Genomic DNA, 15,595 nt, shown 5'->3' with positions numbered 1-15,595 from the left:
ATCGCTTAAATTTCCGTCGAATATAAAAGGCTGCCCCTTGTGCCGGGCGCATTTAACCGCTTAAATTCGAATTCGACGGACATAGACATGCTGCATGTCTTCGCGACGTTTTTCGAAAAACTAGCAACCTCGCGAGGCATCTGCAACATTTGAATCACATTCCCTAAATGTGGGATCGGGCTGCATATGGTCACGTTATCCGAAGTCGCGAAGCGCGCGCACGTTACCGCCGCCACCGTCTCCAACGTCCTGCGCAATCGCGAGAAAGTTCACCCCGATACGGCCGCGCGCGTGTTGAAGGCCATCGACGACCTCGGCTACCGGCCGAACCTGAACGCTCGCGCACTTGCCGAGGGCCGATCGTCAACACTTGCTTTGATGTTATCGAACATCTCGAATCCGTTTTACCCGGAGTTTGTGCTGGCTGCCGAGCGCGCGGCGCGCAAAAGCGGGTACTTTCTGATGGTTTGCAATACTGACGATAATGCAGAAATCGGCCGGGCGTACCTGAACCAGATCGCAGGTACGCTTGCGGACGGCGTGCTCGTGATGAACACGGACATTGCAATCAGCGATCTCTACGCATCGGCAATGCACAACGCGCCGATTCTGCTTGCGATGTGGGAGCACCCTGAATCACCGCCCACCCTGCCGTGCATCGCAGTCGATTTCGCTCGCGCGGGTGCATTGGCCGCTCAGCATTTACTCGAACTCGGTCATCGTGACATCGGCCTGCTAATCGGTGACGGGTGCGGCGGTCTGCAAGACGCGCGCTCAAACGGCTTTCGCGCGGCGATGCTCGCGGCCGGCATCGAGGCCGACCCGACTGCGGTGTTGCAGATTCGCGATTCGATCGACGCCGGCTACGCCGCCTGCATGCGACTGATGGCGAGCCACCCGGAGTTGAGCGCGATCTTCGCGACCAACGACCTTCTCGCAATTGGTGCGGTGCAGGCGCTAATCACGCTCGGCCACTCGGTGCCGGATGACGTGTCGGTGATCGGCATCACCGATATTCAACTCGCGCATCAGGTGCATCCTGCGCTGACGACGGTCGCGATCCAGACGGCTGCCGTCGCCGAGTTGTCGATCGAGAGATTGATTGGCTTGACTCAGACGCCGGAGCGCGAATCGTCGATGGTGCTGGGTCCGCTGCCCGAACTCGTCGTGCGCGCATCGACTGGACCGCGCCGGAAACGCTGACCTGAAACGTGTACAGCGTCGACCGCGTTCGCGTCATGGTGATCAGCGATCACGATCAGCCGAAATAGTTGATCGTGATCGCCCGGAAGCGGACTACGCGTTCGGCGTGATCGAACGGCAGTCCACCGGTGTAGCCATCAGAACATGTGTCGCATACCGAGGCCCGCACCCACGGTCGAGCCGGAGGTTCCAAACAGCGCGTTGCTGACCGACAGGCCCGTGTTCATGGCGCCGTGGTTGTTGACGTAGCCGAGCTGGCCGTACAGCGTCGTACGCTTCGAGAGGTAGAACTGGGCCTCAGCGGACGTCAACCACGAGTGGTTAGTGCCGTTGTTACCGTCACGAGTGTAGTAGACACCGGCACTCACGTTGAGATACGGCTTGATACGGTAGCTTGCACCGCCCGAATAGACACTATTGCTAAACCCGTGGAACTGGCCCACCAAAGCGTTGTTGACTGTGCTGGCCTGCTTGTATAGCGCATACGACGCGTAAATCGAAAGGTCGTTCGCGAAGCGATAGCTCGCACCGAGCGAGCGGCCGATGAATTCGACCGTGCTCGGTGTCGGTGTCGTCAAGGGGGTGGTCGCGTTGTTGCCGTTGTAGAGTGCGCCGCTGAGCATGAAGCCGCCCAGGTGGTAGGTCAGGCTCAACGAATACTGACGCCCAGCCTGGAAGTTCCCCGCAGTGCCGCCTAACGCCATCATGGCGGACCCCTCGAGGCCTGCGATTTCCGGTGACGTGTAGCTAATCGCGTTGCTGTTGAAAAGACCCGTTACGAAGACGTTGTTGAGGTACCCGAGGAGAGCGCTGCCGAAATACGACATGCCGCGCGCATCAGTCTCGTACAGCGAGATAAAAAACGGCGAGTACTGCACGCCGGCCTTCACCTTACCGTAGGGACTCTCTACGCCGACCCACGCCTGGCGACCGAACAGGTTGCCGTTCGAGTTGGCAAGCGCGCCGTTTGCGACGCTGAAGCCGTTCTCAAGCTGGAAGACGGCTCGCATGCCACCGCCGAGATCCTCACTGCCGCGCATGCCGAAGTTCGAAGGCGTCGTACCGCCTTCGGTGAACGAGAACTGGTGGGGAAGACGAGTTCCAAGAATGTTCGACGTATGACTTGTATACAGAAAACCGCCGTCGACGATACCGTACAGCGTCACGCTACTCTGCGCCTGCGCTGTGCCGGCTGCGCCCAGCAGACCAGCGACAGCGAGCGTGGACGAAAGTAACCTCCCCCTTTGCTTCCTTTTTATCATTTCGCTATCCTTATTTAGACTATACCTGCTTACCAAACCCGATATACCGGGTCAAATGATGATCCGAATCTCCAATTTGATGGTCGATCATGACAAGACGCTTTGCATAGTGCGCGAGCGGCAACTCCCACGTCATGCCGATGCCGCCATGTAGCTGAATCGCTTCTTCAGCCACGCGCGTGCCAATCTGGCCGATCGAATATTTCGCGGCCGACAGACTCCGTTCACGCTCCACTCCCGGCGCATCCACAGCCGCAGCCGCATTAATGGCTGCCGAACGCGCCTGCTCGATGTCCAGCAACAAGTCGGCCATGCGATGCTGCAGCGCCTGGAAGGTGCCGATTTTCACGCCGAACTGTTCGCGGGTGCGCAGATACTCGAGTGTGTGGGCTTTGGCCACCTCCATGGCGCCAACTGCTTCCGATACCAGGGCCAGCAGACCATAGCCAATTGCATGTTCAAGCGTTTCCGCACCCTTGCCTTCGGCTCCGAGCAGCGCATCCGCTCCCAGCGTGACCTTGTCGAGGACGACCTCCGCCGCGCGCCCACCATCGACTCTCCGATGCCCGCGCACACTCACGCCCTGTGCATCGCGCGGTACGAGGAACAGCGAAATTCCGTCGCGGTCATTGTCCGCGCCTGACGTGCGGGCCGACACCAGCAACAGATCCGCACCCTCGGCCTGTTGCACCAGGCCCTTGACGCCATTCAGCGTCCAGCCATCGCCGTGCCGTTGTGCCCGCGCCGTCACCCTCGTCAGTTCGTAACGCGAGGCCGGTTCGTCGTGCGCCAGCGCCGCCACCGTGGCACCCTCGATCAGTTTCTCAATCACTTCGCGCTGCTTATCGTTTCCCGACTCGGCCAACGCTCGCCCCACCATAAGTGCATCGAGGAAAGGCTCGACCACCAGGCCACGCCCGAGCGCCTCGAACACCACGGCGATATCGAAACCTCGCCCGCCGAAACCACCTGCCGTTTCATCGAAGAAAGCGCCCACGATGCCGAGCTCGCAGAAGCGCTGCCACATGTCGCGGCTGAATCCCTGATCGGAGTACGCGATCCGGTTGCGCGCCTCGATGCCATATTGTTCCGAAATAAAGCGGTCAAGTGAATCCGCGAGCATCCGGCGGTCTTCGGTATGCTGGAAATGCATCGTGCGAGTCCTTTAGAGTCCGAGAATCATCTTCGAGATGATGTTCTTCTGAATTTCATTGGAGCCACCGAAAATCGACAGCTTGCGAAGGTTGAAATACTGCGCGGCGGCACCGGCAGCCTCGTCGATGCCCGCGGGCATGATGCCACCCGGCGTCTGCACGGCTTCGTCAGCCTCCAGCTGTGCATACGGCCCCATGGCACGGCGCAATAACGATGAAAGTTCCTGACGAATTTCGGTACCGCGGATCTTCAGCATCGAGCTTTCCGCCCCTGGCACGCCTCCGCCCGCGACGGCAGCGATCACGCGCAGGTTGGTGGTCTTCATGTTCTCGAGATCGATCTCAACACGCGCGAGGCGCGCGGCAAACAGTGGATCGTCGATGATGTCGCGGCCGTCGCTGCGGATCTTCTGCGCGATCGTCTTCAGCCGATGCAGTTCGGCCATTGAGAAGCCCACGCCTGCAATGTTCGTGCGCTCGTAAGTCAGCAGATACTTGGCGTAGGTCCAGCCCTTGTCTTCTTCGCCGACCAGGTTATCAGCCGGCACCTTGACGTCCGTGAAGAACACCTCGTTGACCTCATGCTCTCCATCGAGCGTGATGATCGGGCGCATTTCGATGCCGGGCGTGTTCAGGTCGATCAACAGGAAGCTGATGCCGGACTGCTTGCTCACATCCTTCGATGTCCGAACCAGGCAGAAAATCATGTTGGCGTATTGGCCGTACGTGGTCCATGTCTTCTGTCCGTTGACGACGTAGTAATCCTTGCCGTCGATGGTCGTGCGCACCGCGGTGGTCCGCAGCGAGGCCAGATCGGAACCCGCACCCGGTTCCGAATAGCCCTGGCACCACCAGTCTTCGCCGTTCAGGATGCGCGGCAGCCAGTACTGCCGCTGCGCTTCGCTGCCGTACTTGATCAAGACCGGGCCCAGCATGTTGACGCCGAACGGCACCACGCGCGGTGCGCCCGCGATTGCGCATTCGTTTTCGAAGATGAATTTCTGGACCGGCGTCCAGCCGGGGCCGCCGTATTCCTTCGGCCAATGGTTAGCCAGCCAGCCTTTCTGGTTCAGCGTGTGGTGCCATTGCATCAGCTCATCTCGAGTGAGGCGTTTGCCGGCGAGCATGCGTGCGGCGACGCTCTCGGGCAGCGACGTGCGCAAGAAATCCAGTACTTCGGTGCGGAACGCTTCTTCTTCGGCTGTGAAATTCAGATCCATGTCTACCTGGTTCCTCTCGTCGGGAGTGGCCGGTCCGGGTTCATGTCGACAACGACAGCCGGACGGCTCCGTTTCAAACCTTCATGCCCGGCAGATTTAGCGAGGCGGTATTCCCGCCGTCGACAGGCAGCGCCTGCCCCGTCACATAACTGGCATCGTCGGAAGCCAGGAAGGCGATCACCGCCGCCACTTCCTCCGGCCGCCCCGGGCGAAGCAACTCGCAGCGCGATCCGAGTTTGTCCGCCTTGCCCAGTTCCCGAGCGCGCTCGAACACGCGTGCGGTCATACCGGTCTCGATCAGCCCGGGGCACACCGCGTTAACGCGGACGCCCCACCGACCGAGATCGCAAGCACTGGTCTGGGTGAGATTGATCACAGCGGCTTTCGATGCGCTGTATGCATTGCCGCCCGCGCCCGAGCGCACACCGGCCACCGAAGCCGTGTTGACGATTGCACCGCGCTGGCGCTCGATCATGCCGCGCGATACGCGCTTGGTGAAATGCACGACGCCCATCAGGTTGACGGCGAGGATCTTCGGCCAGAGCCCGGTGTCGGTATCGGCGATGATCGAATAGTCGCCGCCAGCAATGCCTGCGTTGTTGCACAGCACGTCGATCGTCCCGAAGCGGCGCTCGGCCTCGTCGATGCATTCAACCACCTCGTCCTCGTTCGCCACATCGACGCCCCAATGCCAGACACGCGCTGGCTCCATGGCAGCCGTGATCGCGGCGAGCGCCTCGGCGTTGCGGTCGATCAGCGCGACACAAGCGCCTTCGCGATACAGCCGCTGCGCGGTCGCGCGGCCGATTCCGCTGGCCGCTCCGGTCACGACGGCGACCTTGTCCCTGAAACGCATCGGTCTTCTCCTGTCGATCAGACGAAGATTCGGTTCCCGGGACGGTCTAGTGCGACTCTGACCATCCCGAGTAAATCAAATTTGAATAGGATTACGAATCATGATTCAGACCAATACCGGCGCGACACGAGTTCGGCGACGCACACCGGCTTTCCAGACGATTCGCGCTCGACGGTGGCCTCGATGGTCACCTGCGCGCCGTTGTCGAGCGGCGCATAAGAAAGCAGCTTGCAGTTGGCGCGCACTCGACTTCCGACCGGCACCGGTGCGGGGAAACGCACGCGATTGAGCCCGTAGTTCACGCCCATCACCGTGCCATCGACACGAAACGCGCTGGCGCATAGCGACGGCAGCAGGCTCAGGGTCAGAAATCCATGAGCGATGGTCGCGCCAAACGGGCCGTCCGCAGCCCGTACCGGATCGATGTGTATCCACTGAAGATCGTCGGTGACCTCAGCGAAACGGTCGATGCGTGGCTGATCGATGGTCATCCATTCACCCACGCCGATCGGTTGTCCGACGTGGTCCGCCAGCTCGCGAAGATGTGCAAAAGCCCGCAATCGATGTCTCCTCCGACGATATGCCGCAACCCGGTCACATCGCCATCGTTCATTCTGTTTTACGGAATCGTTGCCTGCACTGCAGAATCTACAGGCCCAAAAATGAGCCGTCAATGGATGTTTCCATGAGCGATAACAAGACGAAACGAACCATTTTTTACGAATGAATTCAGGCTATACGGGTGATTCCTGGTGTATTTGGCAACCAGATCGGCCGTCTGGTAGTTTCCCTAACGTGACTGCATGACGGAATCTATTGCTAAATTGGCCCGGACCGGAATACGTGTTACGCCCGAGGGGTATGCGACCAGCGAACGTCGCTCGCAGACCTCACGCGCGGCGACGCTCACCAGCTTTTTCGCGTACAGGAGATCAGTGTGGATCTGCTCTTGCAGCAACTGCTCAACGGCATGACCCTGGGGAGCATCTACAGTCTGGTGGCGCTCGGGCTCACGCTCGTCTACGGCATTCTTGCGATTCCCAACTTCGCACACGGCGCGTTCTACATGGTCGGAGCCTTCGCGTCGTTCTATCTGACCACGCGGCTCGGCCTCGGCTACTGGTGGGCCATGCTGGTCGCGGCAGTCAGTGTCGCGGCGCTCGCGATCGTCGCGGAACAACTGGTGTTCCAGCCCTTGCGTGGCGTCAACGAACTGTCGCCGATGATCGCCGCGATCGGTCTGATGCTGTTTCTCGAAGCCGGCGCGCAGGCGCTCTGGGGCGCCGACTTCCACCACATGGACACGCCTTATCCAGGCGTGATCCAGATGGCCGGGGTGATCGCACCGATCCAGCGATTGCTGATCATTGCCGGCGCATTCGGGCTGGTAGTCGCCCTCCAACTGTTCCTGCACCGCACCGTGATGGGTTCGACCATCCTCGCGGTAGCCCAGTGCCGCGAAGGCGCGGCGCTGGTCGGAATCGATCCGCGGAAAGTCGGGATGGCAACCTTCGCGATCTCCGGCGCGCTCGCCGCAGTTGCGGCCGCGCTCTACGCGCCGATCAACCTCGTGTATCCGACCATGGGCGACGTGGTGATCCTGAAGGCGTTCGTGATCATTATTCTCGGTGGCATGGGCAGCGTGCCCGGTGCGATCGTCGGCGGACTCATCATCGGTCTCGCAGAAAGCTTCGGCGCGTTCTACGTGTCGCCCGACTATCAGGATCTGATCGCATTCGTGCTGCTGATCGTGATCCTGTCGTTGCGCCCGCAAGGTCTGTTTTCAAGGGAGATGCGCGCATCATGAGGATTCTGCGCAATTACGGGTGGCTGACGCTGCTCGCGCTCGGTATCGCGCTGCCGTTGGTGGTCCGCAACGACTATTCGCTGACTGTGATGTCCACCGCGTATATTTTCGCGCTCGCTACGGTCGGGTTGAACCTGCTGACCGGCTATACCGGCCAGTTCAATCTCGCGCATGCCGGGTTTCTCGCGGTTGGCGCCTATACCGTAGGTATCCTTACTGTCGATCATAACGTTCCCTTCTGGATCGCGTTCGTTGCGTCCGGCATCGTGACGACTGTGCTCGGCTTCTTCGTCGGGATCGTCTCGCTGCGGCTAAAAGGCCATTATTTCTCGATCTTCACGTTGTGTGTCGGCTACATCATCTTCCTCGTGATCGAGAAGTGGGATGCCGTCACGCACGGCGTCGTCGGTGTCATCGGCATTCCGGCGCCGCCGTCGGTCGGCCCGGTCTCGTTCGAGAATCCGGTGCCGCTTTACTATTTGACGCTCGCTTTCCTGGCCGCGGGTATGTGGCTGATGCGCCGCATCGTCGACTCGCTGCTCGGCCGGACTTTCATCGCGATCCGCAATAGCGAGAATCTGGCCCAGTCGCTCGGCATCAACCTGATGACCAACAAGCTGATCGCGTTTCTTATCTCGACTTTCTATGCGGGGCTGGCAGGCGGCTTGTATGCGGGCTTCGTGCGCTTCATCGGCCCCGACCTCGCTGCCATCGATCACACGTTCGACATGACCATGTACATGGTAGTGGGCGGCATCGGCACGCTTGCGGGGCCGCTGATCGGCGCACTCGCGCTGCCGTGGCTGACCCAGACGCTGCAGTTCATGCAGGCCTACCGCTTCCTCGTATTCGGTCCGCTGTTGATCCTGCTGCTGATCTTCCTGCCGAACGGCATTGTTGGGCTCTACCGAAGCATCACCCTGCGACGCGAAGCGCAACGCGCCTCGCAAAGCGCGTCGATTCCCCGCGCCGCCAGCGGAGACAGCCATGCTTGAAATCCAGAACCTGACCCGGCGTTTCGGCGGTCTGCTCGCGGTCAGTGACGTGACCACGCGCGTCGAACCGGGCTGCATCAACGCGATCATCGGCCCGAACGGCGCGGGCAAGACCACCTTCTTCAACCTGATCAGCGGCATGTATCGGCCAAGTTCGGGTGCGATCCGGTTGAACGGCGACGACGTGACCGGCCTGCGCGCGGACCAGATGGCGCAACGCGGCGTGGCACGCACGTTTCAGGCGACCGCATTGTTCGACCAGGCGAGCGTGCTAGACAACCTGATCGTCGGCCACCGGCTGCGTACGCGTTCCGGCCTGTTTGATGCGCTGCTGCGCACGCGGCGCTTCCATGCGGAAGAAAGCATGTGCCGCGACAAGGCGCGCGACGCGCTCGACTTCGTCGGCCTCGGACATATCGAGGAGCGTCCGGCGGGTGGCATCACGCAGGAGGAACGCAAGCGTGTGGCGATCGCGCTCGCACTGGCGACCGGGCCTTCGCTGCTGCTGCTCGACGAACCGGCAGGCGGCATCAACCCGGAAGAAACCGATGGGCTCGCGGAACTGATCCGCAAGATCGCGAAGAACGGCATCACGGTATGCCTGGTCGAGCACAAGATGAACATGATCATGAAACTCGCGGACAAGATCATGGTGCTCGATCACGGCGAGAAGATCGCCGAAGGCACGCCCGCGGAAATCCGTGCGAACCAGGCGGTAATCGACGCCTATCTCGGGAGCGAGCATGCTGACGTTCACTGACGTAAGCCTCGACTACGGCAGCTTCCGCGCGCTGCACGAGGTCAACCTGCAGATCAACGAAGGCGAACTCGTGGTGCTGCTGGGCGCAAATGGCGCGGGCAAGAGTTCGATCTTCAATGCCGCGAGTGCGCTGCGCCGCATCAGTGGCGGCCAGATCCGCCTCAAGGACACCGATCTCGCGCGCATGAAACCTGCCGACGTGGTGGGTGCGGGCGTGATTCAGTGTCCCGAGGGGCGCAAGCTGTTTCCGGGCATGTCGGTGCAGAAGAACCTGATGCTCGGCGCTTACCTGCATCGCGGCGACAAAGGCGGCAACCGCAGCCGCCTCGATCAGATTCTCGAACTGTTTCCGATGCTCACCAACCGCATGAACGATCCGGCCGGCGCGCTGTCGGGCGGGCAGCAGCAGATGGTCGCGATCGGCCGCGCACTGATGAGCCGCCCGCGCGTACTGCTACTCGATGAGCCGTCGCTCGGTCTGGCGCCGCTGGTGGTCAAGCAGATGTTCGACGTGATCCAGCGCATCAATCGCGCCGGCACCACCGTATTGCTCGCCGAGCAGAACGCGCACGCGGCACTGCAAATCTGCGATCGCGCGTACGTTGTCGAAGGCGGACGAGTTGTCCTCGAGGGCACCTACGAAAGTCTTTCCGGCAACGATGCGATGCGGCGCGCGTACGTCGGTGGTTGACGGTTAATGGTTGGCGGTTGATGTACCTCCCCGGAGGCGCAGCGATAGGCGATGTCCGGGATTTCCGAAGAAAAACAAGTAAGGAGATACGCATGACGATCAAAGCCTGGTCCCTCTCGCTAGTCGCGGCACTGTCTGCGGCCGGTCCGGTGGCTGCTCAGGAAGTAGTCAACATCGGTTACTCGGGTCCCTTGAGCGGCGGTGCCGCGAGCTACGGCAAGGACGTGCTGGATGGCATGCAGATGGCTGCGGCGGAGATCAACCAGACGGGTTTCGAGGTCGCCGGCAAGAAGTACAAGCTCAATATCGTGGCGCTCGACGACAAGTACAACCCGAGCGAGACGGCCATCAACACGCGCCGTCTAGTACAGGAATCGAATGCGCCGGTGGTGCTGGTGCCGCATTCAGGCGGCGTGTTCGCCGTGCAGACGATCAATCAACAGTTGAAGGTGCTGCTGCTCGCCTATTCGAGCACGCCGCAGATCAGCGCGCGCGGCAACCCGCTGACGATTCGCATCCCGCCGGAATTCACCTCGTATATGAATCCGTTCATCAAGTACGAGATGGCCAAATACGGCAAGAACGTGGCGATCGCGAATACCGATACCGATTACGGCAAGGCCTGGACCGCAGCATTCACGCCGGCCTGGAACGCCGCGGGCGGAACGGTGGTGGCGGACAGCGCGATGTCCTACAACCGTGCCACCGATTTCTACAGCAGCGTGAGCCGCGTAATTGCGTCGAAGCCTGACGTGATGTTCGTCGGCGGCCCCTCGGAACCGACTGGCCTGGTCATCAAGCAGGCGCGCGAACTCGGCTTCAAGGGGGGCTTTATCGTGATGGATCAGGCCAAGCTCGATGAAGTCGCGAAAACCGCAGGCGGCTATCCCGCGCTCAACGGCGCAATCGGCGTGATGCCGGTGAGCGAGGATCCGACTCCGGAGTCGAAAGCCTGGGTCCAGCGTTTCCATGCGGCGTACGGCGACCGGGTGCCGACGCAGGAAAGCTCGTTGAACTACACAGCGGTCTACGCAACCGTAGCCGCGATGAAGCTGGCCGGCACCACCACCGACGCCAACGCGATACGTTCCGTGTTCGACAAGGCGATCAAGTCGATGCCCGCGAACGGTAATCCGAACGGCATGGCCGGCGTGGACGCGCGCGGCGGATTCGTAACCGGACGCGCTCCGGTGGCGGTCGTCGATGGCGGCCAGATCCGGTCGGTGACGTCGAACTAAGCGGCGTTTCAGCGGTTCACGTTTTGATGTGCCAAGGGGGCGGCACGTCGATTCTCCTTCGACGGCGCCGCCCCTGCCCCGAAGAATCGCGAAGCCGGGGAGCACCAATCAAGGTGACACGTCAATGACTTGCGAGCTGAATCTTCTTGTCGAAGGCCTGCGATACACCGAGGCGCCACGCTGGCGCGATGGCGCGCTGTGGTTCTCCGATTTCTATTTACATCAGGTGCTGCGCGTCGATCTCAAAGGACATCTCGATGTAGTGGCAACGGTGCCCGCCAAACCGAGCGGACTCGGCTGGCGGCCGGACGGCACGCTGCTGATGGTGTCGATGCATGACTGCCGGCTGCTCTCGTGCGTCGATGGCGAAACGGAGACTGTCGCAGATCTTTCGGGTTATGTACCTGGACCCTGCAACGACATGCTTGTCGATCACGCGGGCCGGGCCTATATCGGCAATTTCGGCTTCGATCTATACGGCCAGGAAGCGCCACGCGCGACCGATCTGCTCTGCGTGATGCCCGATGGCCAGGTTCGCGTGGTCGCGAATGATCTGATGTTTCCGAACGGAATCGTCATGACACGCGACCGCCGGAGGCTGATCGTCGCAGAAACGTTCGCACACCGGCTCAGCGTGTTTGACGTGGCGGAAGATGGCTCGCTGTCGGGCCATCGGGTCTTCGCGGAACTTGAAGAGGCTTGCGGACCGGACGGGATTTGCATCGATGCCGAAGACGGCGTCTGGATTGCAGACGCCCGCGGCAAGCGTGCATTGCGCGTGGTAGAAGGTCGTGGTGTCGTGGACGTGGTCAACACCGGCGATGCCGGCTGCTTTGCCTGCGCACTCGGGGGCGACGACGGCCGCACGCTGTTCCTCTGCACCGCGCCCGGATATACCGAAGCTGAAGGCATGCGCGGTGAAGGCCGTATTCTCTTTACGCGAGTTGAGGTGCCGGCGGCTGATTATCGACAGTGATCGGCTCCCGCTCCGGAAGCTATGGCCAATTCGGCAATCCGGCAGGCGTAAAGCAGTGCACCACTGCATCGAGCAGACGGCGGCTCGGCATCGTTGCCTGCAACGCCAGCGCCCGCATTCGCTATCTCAACTTGCCGAGCCACAGCGCGGTGAGCGCTGAGCGACTCCGGACGTTGAATTTGTTGTAAATCGACTTGATATGGACATGCGTCGTGTTCGGACTCTGGTGGAGCTTCTGCGCGATCTGCTTTTCCGTGAGTCCGTCGAGCAGCCCCAGTAGCACGCTTCGCTCGACCGACGTCAGTGGAGCGTCGGCAATAAGCAGGCCGTGGCTTAGCAGTTGCTGCCGGTAATACCATCTCAGCCCATGCATCACGAAGCCCAGAAGCTCGAGATCCGGCGCAGAGAAGCGCGGTGACTGCACATCGCGAAACACGAAGAGATGAATCCGCACGTCGTCGTTGAGCGCGCAACGCACCTGGATACTGTCGCCGTGACCGACTTCGAGGTAGTGGCGGCGATAGTGCTCACCTTCAAACCATTCGGCGGGCATCGCCTCGAAGAGCAAGTTCGCGCGGAACGGCTCGTCCCCGGACGCAGCCACGATATGTGACGAGTCGACCTTGCCGGACCACAGCGTGTCGAACTGCTCCTGCACGGAAGCGACCATCGCGGGTACCGGATGCAGCAGCCGAACCAGGCGTGGGCGCCAGCCGAACATAGGATCCTTTGGCGCGGGCGAAGGCAATCGCACAACTACGGCCCAAAGTGCATTCTGTGCCGCGACCATCGAACAGAGCGTGGTTAGCAAATGGGTCAGCGCGGCATCGCCTTCGCCCGCGGAGAACCCGGCCAGCCGATCCCAAAGGGCAAAGATGTCTTCGTGGACTGCTGCACTGGCGGAATTCGCGAATGGATGCATGTCGTCCCCGGAAAGGATGGGCTGTTCACGGATCTTCGGTGATCCTGGCCTCGCCTGACACGGGCCTTTGTGCGGAAACGCTCTGTTCTTTGGGCGCGGCTTTCGTTTGCTGAATGCAGCGTCCACACCTGGCCATCCGGTTTTGATCGCCCCGACCAGCCGAGTATCTACACGGCGCTCAGCACCAGCGCAATCATGGCCGCGCAGGCGCAGGGTGCGGCGCTTATCAACCAGATGCAGCGTGCGTCAAGCGCCACACTGGCGACGCCCAACCGGTCGTGGGTTTCGGCCCTGCTCATAACAGTCGCCGGCCAGGGTCCTTACGGATTTCCGCGGAGTTTGAGCAGCGCGGCCTTATCCCGCTGCACGCTTTGCACCAGTGGCCAGAGAGCAGCCTTCGCAGCAGCGTCGTTCAGACGATTCTCGTCAGCCACGCTCGCCGTCATCTGCAGGACCTTTGATACATCGCCAAAGTAGGCAAGGAGATTCGCTCGCAGTTTCCACTCGGGAGAATCGTACGGCACCTGCACCGCAGCGATCAAACCATAAAGCTTCCCGCATTCGGGCAACAGCGTCGCGCGAATCATGGTTGCAAGCGCTGCACGGTCCTCGGCCGTTAGAGGCTTGCGCGCCAACGCTTGTGAGTAGGTTTTCAGGTCGGAAGAAAAACGCAGTTCGAGCGCGTTCGTATCGCGCATTACCTTGGCGAATTGCTGCAATTCCTGACGGTCTGGGCGCGTTGCCAGAACTGCGAGCACCCACGTCATGCCGACTGTGAGCCCGCACGCAAAAATCGTGGCCGTCCCCAGTGCCATCGCGCGTTGCAAGCGCGACTCGCGTGATGCCTCGGTCGGTGGTGCGAGCAGGAGGCCGAGCAAAAACCCGCCGAACAATCCACCAAGGTGTGCACCGTTGTCTATGCCGTGATGCGTGAAGCCGTTTATCAGGGTATAGACAATGAACGCCGCCGTGACCCTGGAGTGTTGCAGGACAAAGACGCGCGGCACGGCGCCCGAATACCGCACAAGGTATGCAAGTATTGCGCCCAGTACGCCGAATATTGCACCGGAGGCGCCCGCGCTGTGAATGCCTGGATGCCACAGGAGGCTCGCCTGGCTTCCGGTAAGTCCCGCAAATACATAGAGCGCGAGGAATCGTCCACTGCCGTAGAGTCTCTCGGCGAGGCGTCCGCATTGGACGAGCACAGTCATGTTCACAACGATGTGCCACAGCCCTAGATGAAGGAACATTGCTGTAAAGAGCCGCCACCACTGCCCGCCTTGCGTATACGGCCCAAAGTTGCTGCCCGCCGCAATCAGGACATCTGGCTTGATGCGCAGAAGCTGTGCGCTTTGTGTTGCCGTCACGGCAAATACCAGCGAGGCAATCGCGACGATCGTCCAGGTAGCCCACGTGTGCGGAGCGCGCCTGTGGATGCTTTCGAGGAAAAGCTGCCGTTCGCGATTTTCAGTTGCGTACTTGTGCGTAGTCTGATCCGGCAATGCCGTCACTAGCAACGCAGCGTCGGAGCGATTCCTGGTTCGCAGAATGACTGGTTCCAGTTCCCCCGGTCCATTCAAAAGGTCGAACTGCACAATCCGCCCATCGGCTCTGACGTTGTAGATGTCTGTACACCTCAACGTCAATTCATGGCGAAGCGCAGATCGCAGCAAACGCGCGACTGCGGTGTTGATTGTCACAGTGTCATCGGTTACGCGAATCTCGCCCTTGCTTTCAAACGATCTGGCGCGAACGACGCCCCAGCCCTTTCGCAGGCGAGAACCCAGTGCAATCGGCAGGATCAGGCGGTCCGTAGAACGGCGAGGCTCCTCTTGCGGTCGGACATCGACGAATTCCCCATTCGACTCTATTTGGCTCATGATCGGCTCGTAGTGTTCACCTTACGCAAGCGCAAGGCGTTCTTTTTTATCGTGGGTCGTTGCTTTCTTGATTGCGTTTGGGGGGCCGCAAAATATCAAAGCATCCGCCGATCAGGCTTTCGCCTTGCTTTGCGTTTCCGGCTGCGTGACATCTGTACCTTCCGAATCCTGATTGCGCAGTAGATGCCGTCAGTGTGTCGTCGTTCGGTGCGCCAACACACAAAATTCAAAAATTTGCACCAACTTTCTCAAATGGCGCACGGCCGAAGCGGAGCCCTCATTCCTGTTTTTTCGAGTGGATAGCAATGCGCGAACGTGGGGGATACTGCGTTGTTTGTATTTAGACCTGACCGGAATGCCTTGATTCAGCCCAAGCGATCACATGAGAGAATGAAGACCCAAATTGATTGGCGAGAATGCTCGTGGACCTCCATGTAATCTACACGCGAAATGATCGAATTCTCCTGTCGCGCCGACAGTATGAATCGTGTCGACAGATTCAAGATGAGATCGCTGATTACATGGCCTCGCTGGGACCTTGGTCGCTTGAAGAGGTGGTCGAGTACCTCGACGACGAGCATCCGAGGCTCCATCCGGGTGCAACTGAACAAGTCAGTACATTTTTGGCCTC

14 protein-coding genes are annotated in these 15,595 nt (G+C 60.6%); 7 read left to right on the top strand and 7 right to left on the bottom strand.

Translation table 11 applies throughout. From position 1 onward, the window contains the following. The first annotated feature begins 186 nt into the window (after window positions 1–186). Window positions 187–1,203 (top strand): LacI family DNA-binding transcriptional regulator, encoded by a 1,017-nt coding sequence (locus tag L0U80_RS18925; protein WP_233868369.1) that lies wholly within the window; start codon window positions 187–189, stop codon window positions 1,201–1,203. Window positions 1,204–1,340: 137 nt separating this feature from the next. Here the strand turns inward: L0U80_RS18925 and L0U80_RS18920 are convergent, their stop codons facing one another. The 5 genes from L0U80_RS18920 to L0U80_RS18900 form a co-directional block, all read right to left on the bottom strand. Then, complete coding sequence (locus tag L0U80_RS18920; protein ID WP_233868366.1) at window positions 1,341–2,465, bottom strand: porin; 1,125 nt, start codon at window positions 2,463–2,465, stop codon at window positions 1,341–1,343. Between the two features lie 19 nt (window positions 2,466–2,484). After that, window positions 2,485–3,618, bottom strand: coding sequence for an acyl-CoA dehydrogenase family protein (locus L0U80_RS18915; RefSeq protein ID WP_233868363.1), 1,134 nt, complete (start codon window positions 3,616–3,618; stop codon window positions 2,485–2,487). 12 nt (window positions 3,619–3,630) lie between these two features. Continuing rightward, complete coding sequence (locus L0U80_RS18910) at window positions 3,631–4,839, bottom strand: acyl-CoA dehydrogenase family protein (RefSeq protein WP_233868360.1); 1,209 nt, start codon at window positions 4,837–4,839, stop codon at window positions 3,631–3,633. 73 nt (window positions 4,840–4,912) lie between these two features. Beyond that, window positions 4,913–5,695 (bottom strand): SDR family NAD(P)-dependent oxidoreductase, encoded by a 783-nt coding sequence (locus tag L0U80_RS18905; protein WP_233868357.1) that lies wholly within the window; start codon window positions 5,693–5,695, stop codon window positions 4,913–4,915. Between the two features lie 98 nt (window positions 5,696–5,793). Continuing rightward, a complete protein-coding gene (locus L0U80_RS18900; RefSeq protein ID WP_233868354.1) occupies window positions 5,794–6,255 on the bottom strand; it encodes a MaoC family dehydratase in 462 nt (153 codons plus the stop codon). A 377-nt stretch (window positions 6,256–6,632) separates the two neighbouring features. On the opposite strand from L0U80_RS18900, the gene L0U80_RS18895 reads away from it, so the two are divergent. The 6 genes from L0U80_RS18895 (at window position 6,633) to L0U80_RS18870 (ending at window position 12,162) form a co-directional block, all read left to right on the top strand. Continuing rightward, window positions 6,633–7,502 (top strand): branched-chain amino acid ABC transporter permease, encoded by an 870-nt coding sequence (locus tag L0U80_RS18895; RefSeq protein WP_233868351.1) that lies wholly within the window; start codon window positions 6,633–6,635, stop codon window positions 7,500–7,502. Continuing rightward, window positions 7,499–8,497, top strand: coding sequence for a branched-chain amino acid ABC transporter permease (locus L0U80_RS18890; protein WP_233868348.1), 999 nt, complete (start codon window positions 7,499–7,501; stop codon window positions 8,495–8,497). Before L0U80_RS18895 ends, L0U80_RS18890 begins: the two co-directional genes overlap by 4 nt. Further along, on the top strand, window positions 8,490–9,257 hold the full coding sequence (locus L0U80_RS18885; RefSeq protein WP_233868345.1) for an ABC transporter ATP-binding protein: 768 nt from the start codon (window positions 8,490–8,492) through the stop codon (window positions 9,255–9,257). Before L0U80_RS18890 ends, L0U80_RS18885 begins: the two co-directional genes overlap by 8 nt. Beyond that, window positions 9,241–9,948, top strand: coding sequence for an ABC transporter ATP-binding protein (locus L0U80_RS18880; protein ID WP_233868342.1), 708 nt, complete (start codon window positions 9,241–9,243; stop codon window positions 9,946–9,948). The genes L0U80_RS18885 and L0U80_RS18880 overlap by 17 nt, the downstream gene beginning before the upstream one ends. A 92-nt stretch (window positions 9,949–10,040) precedes the next feature. Then, on the top strand, window positions 10,041–11,186 hold the full coding sequence (locus tag L0U80_RS18875; protein ID WP_233868339.1) for an ABC transporter substrate-binding protein: 1,146 nt from the start codon (window positions 10,041–10,043) through the stop codon (window positions 11,184–11,186). A 124-nt stretch (window positions 11,187–11,310) separates the two neighbouring features. Then, the gene (locus L0U80_RS18870) at window positions 11,311–12,162 is read left to right on the top strand and encodes an SMP-30/gluconolactonase/LRE family protein (RefSeq protein WP_233868336.1); all 852 of its coding nucleotides are present in this window, start codon (window positions 11,311–11,313) and stop codon (window positions 12,160–12,162) included. 121 nt (window positions 12,163–12,283) lie between these two features. Here the strand turns inward: L0U80_RS18870 and L0U80_RS18865 are convergent, their stop codons facing one another. Together L0U80_RS18865 and L0U80_RS18860 are read right to left on the bottom strand one after the other, a co-directional pair. Further along, a complete protein-coding gene (locus tag L0U80_RS18865) occupies window positions 12,284–13,210 on the bottom strand; it encodes a helix-turn-helix transcriptional regulator (RefSeq protein WP_233868333.1) in 927 nt (308 codons plus the stop codon). 194 nt (window positions 13,211–13,404) lie between these two features. Further along, entirely contained in the window at window positions 13,405–14,964 is a 1,560-nt protein-coding gene (locus tag L0U80_RS18860; RefSeq protein ID WP_233868330.1) for a rhomboid family intramembrane serine protease, read from the bottom strand. Window positions 14,965–15,595: the final 631 nt, after the last annotated feature.

It is taken from the genome of Paraburkholderia adhaesiva (assembly GCF_021390575.1).
In the GTDB taxonomy this organism is placed as follows: domain Bacteria; phylum Pseudomonadota; class Gammaproteobacteria; order Burkholderiales; family Burkholderiaceae; genus Paraburkholderia; species Paraburkholderia adhaesiva.
This window is presented reverse-complemented; position numbering and strand designations above follow the sequence as displayed.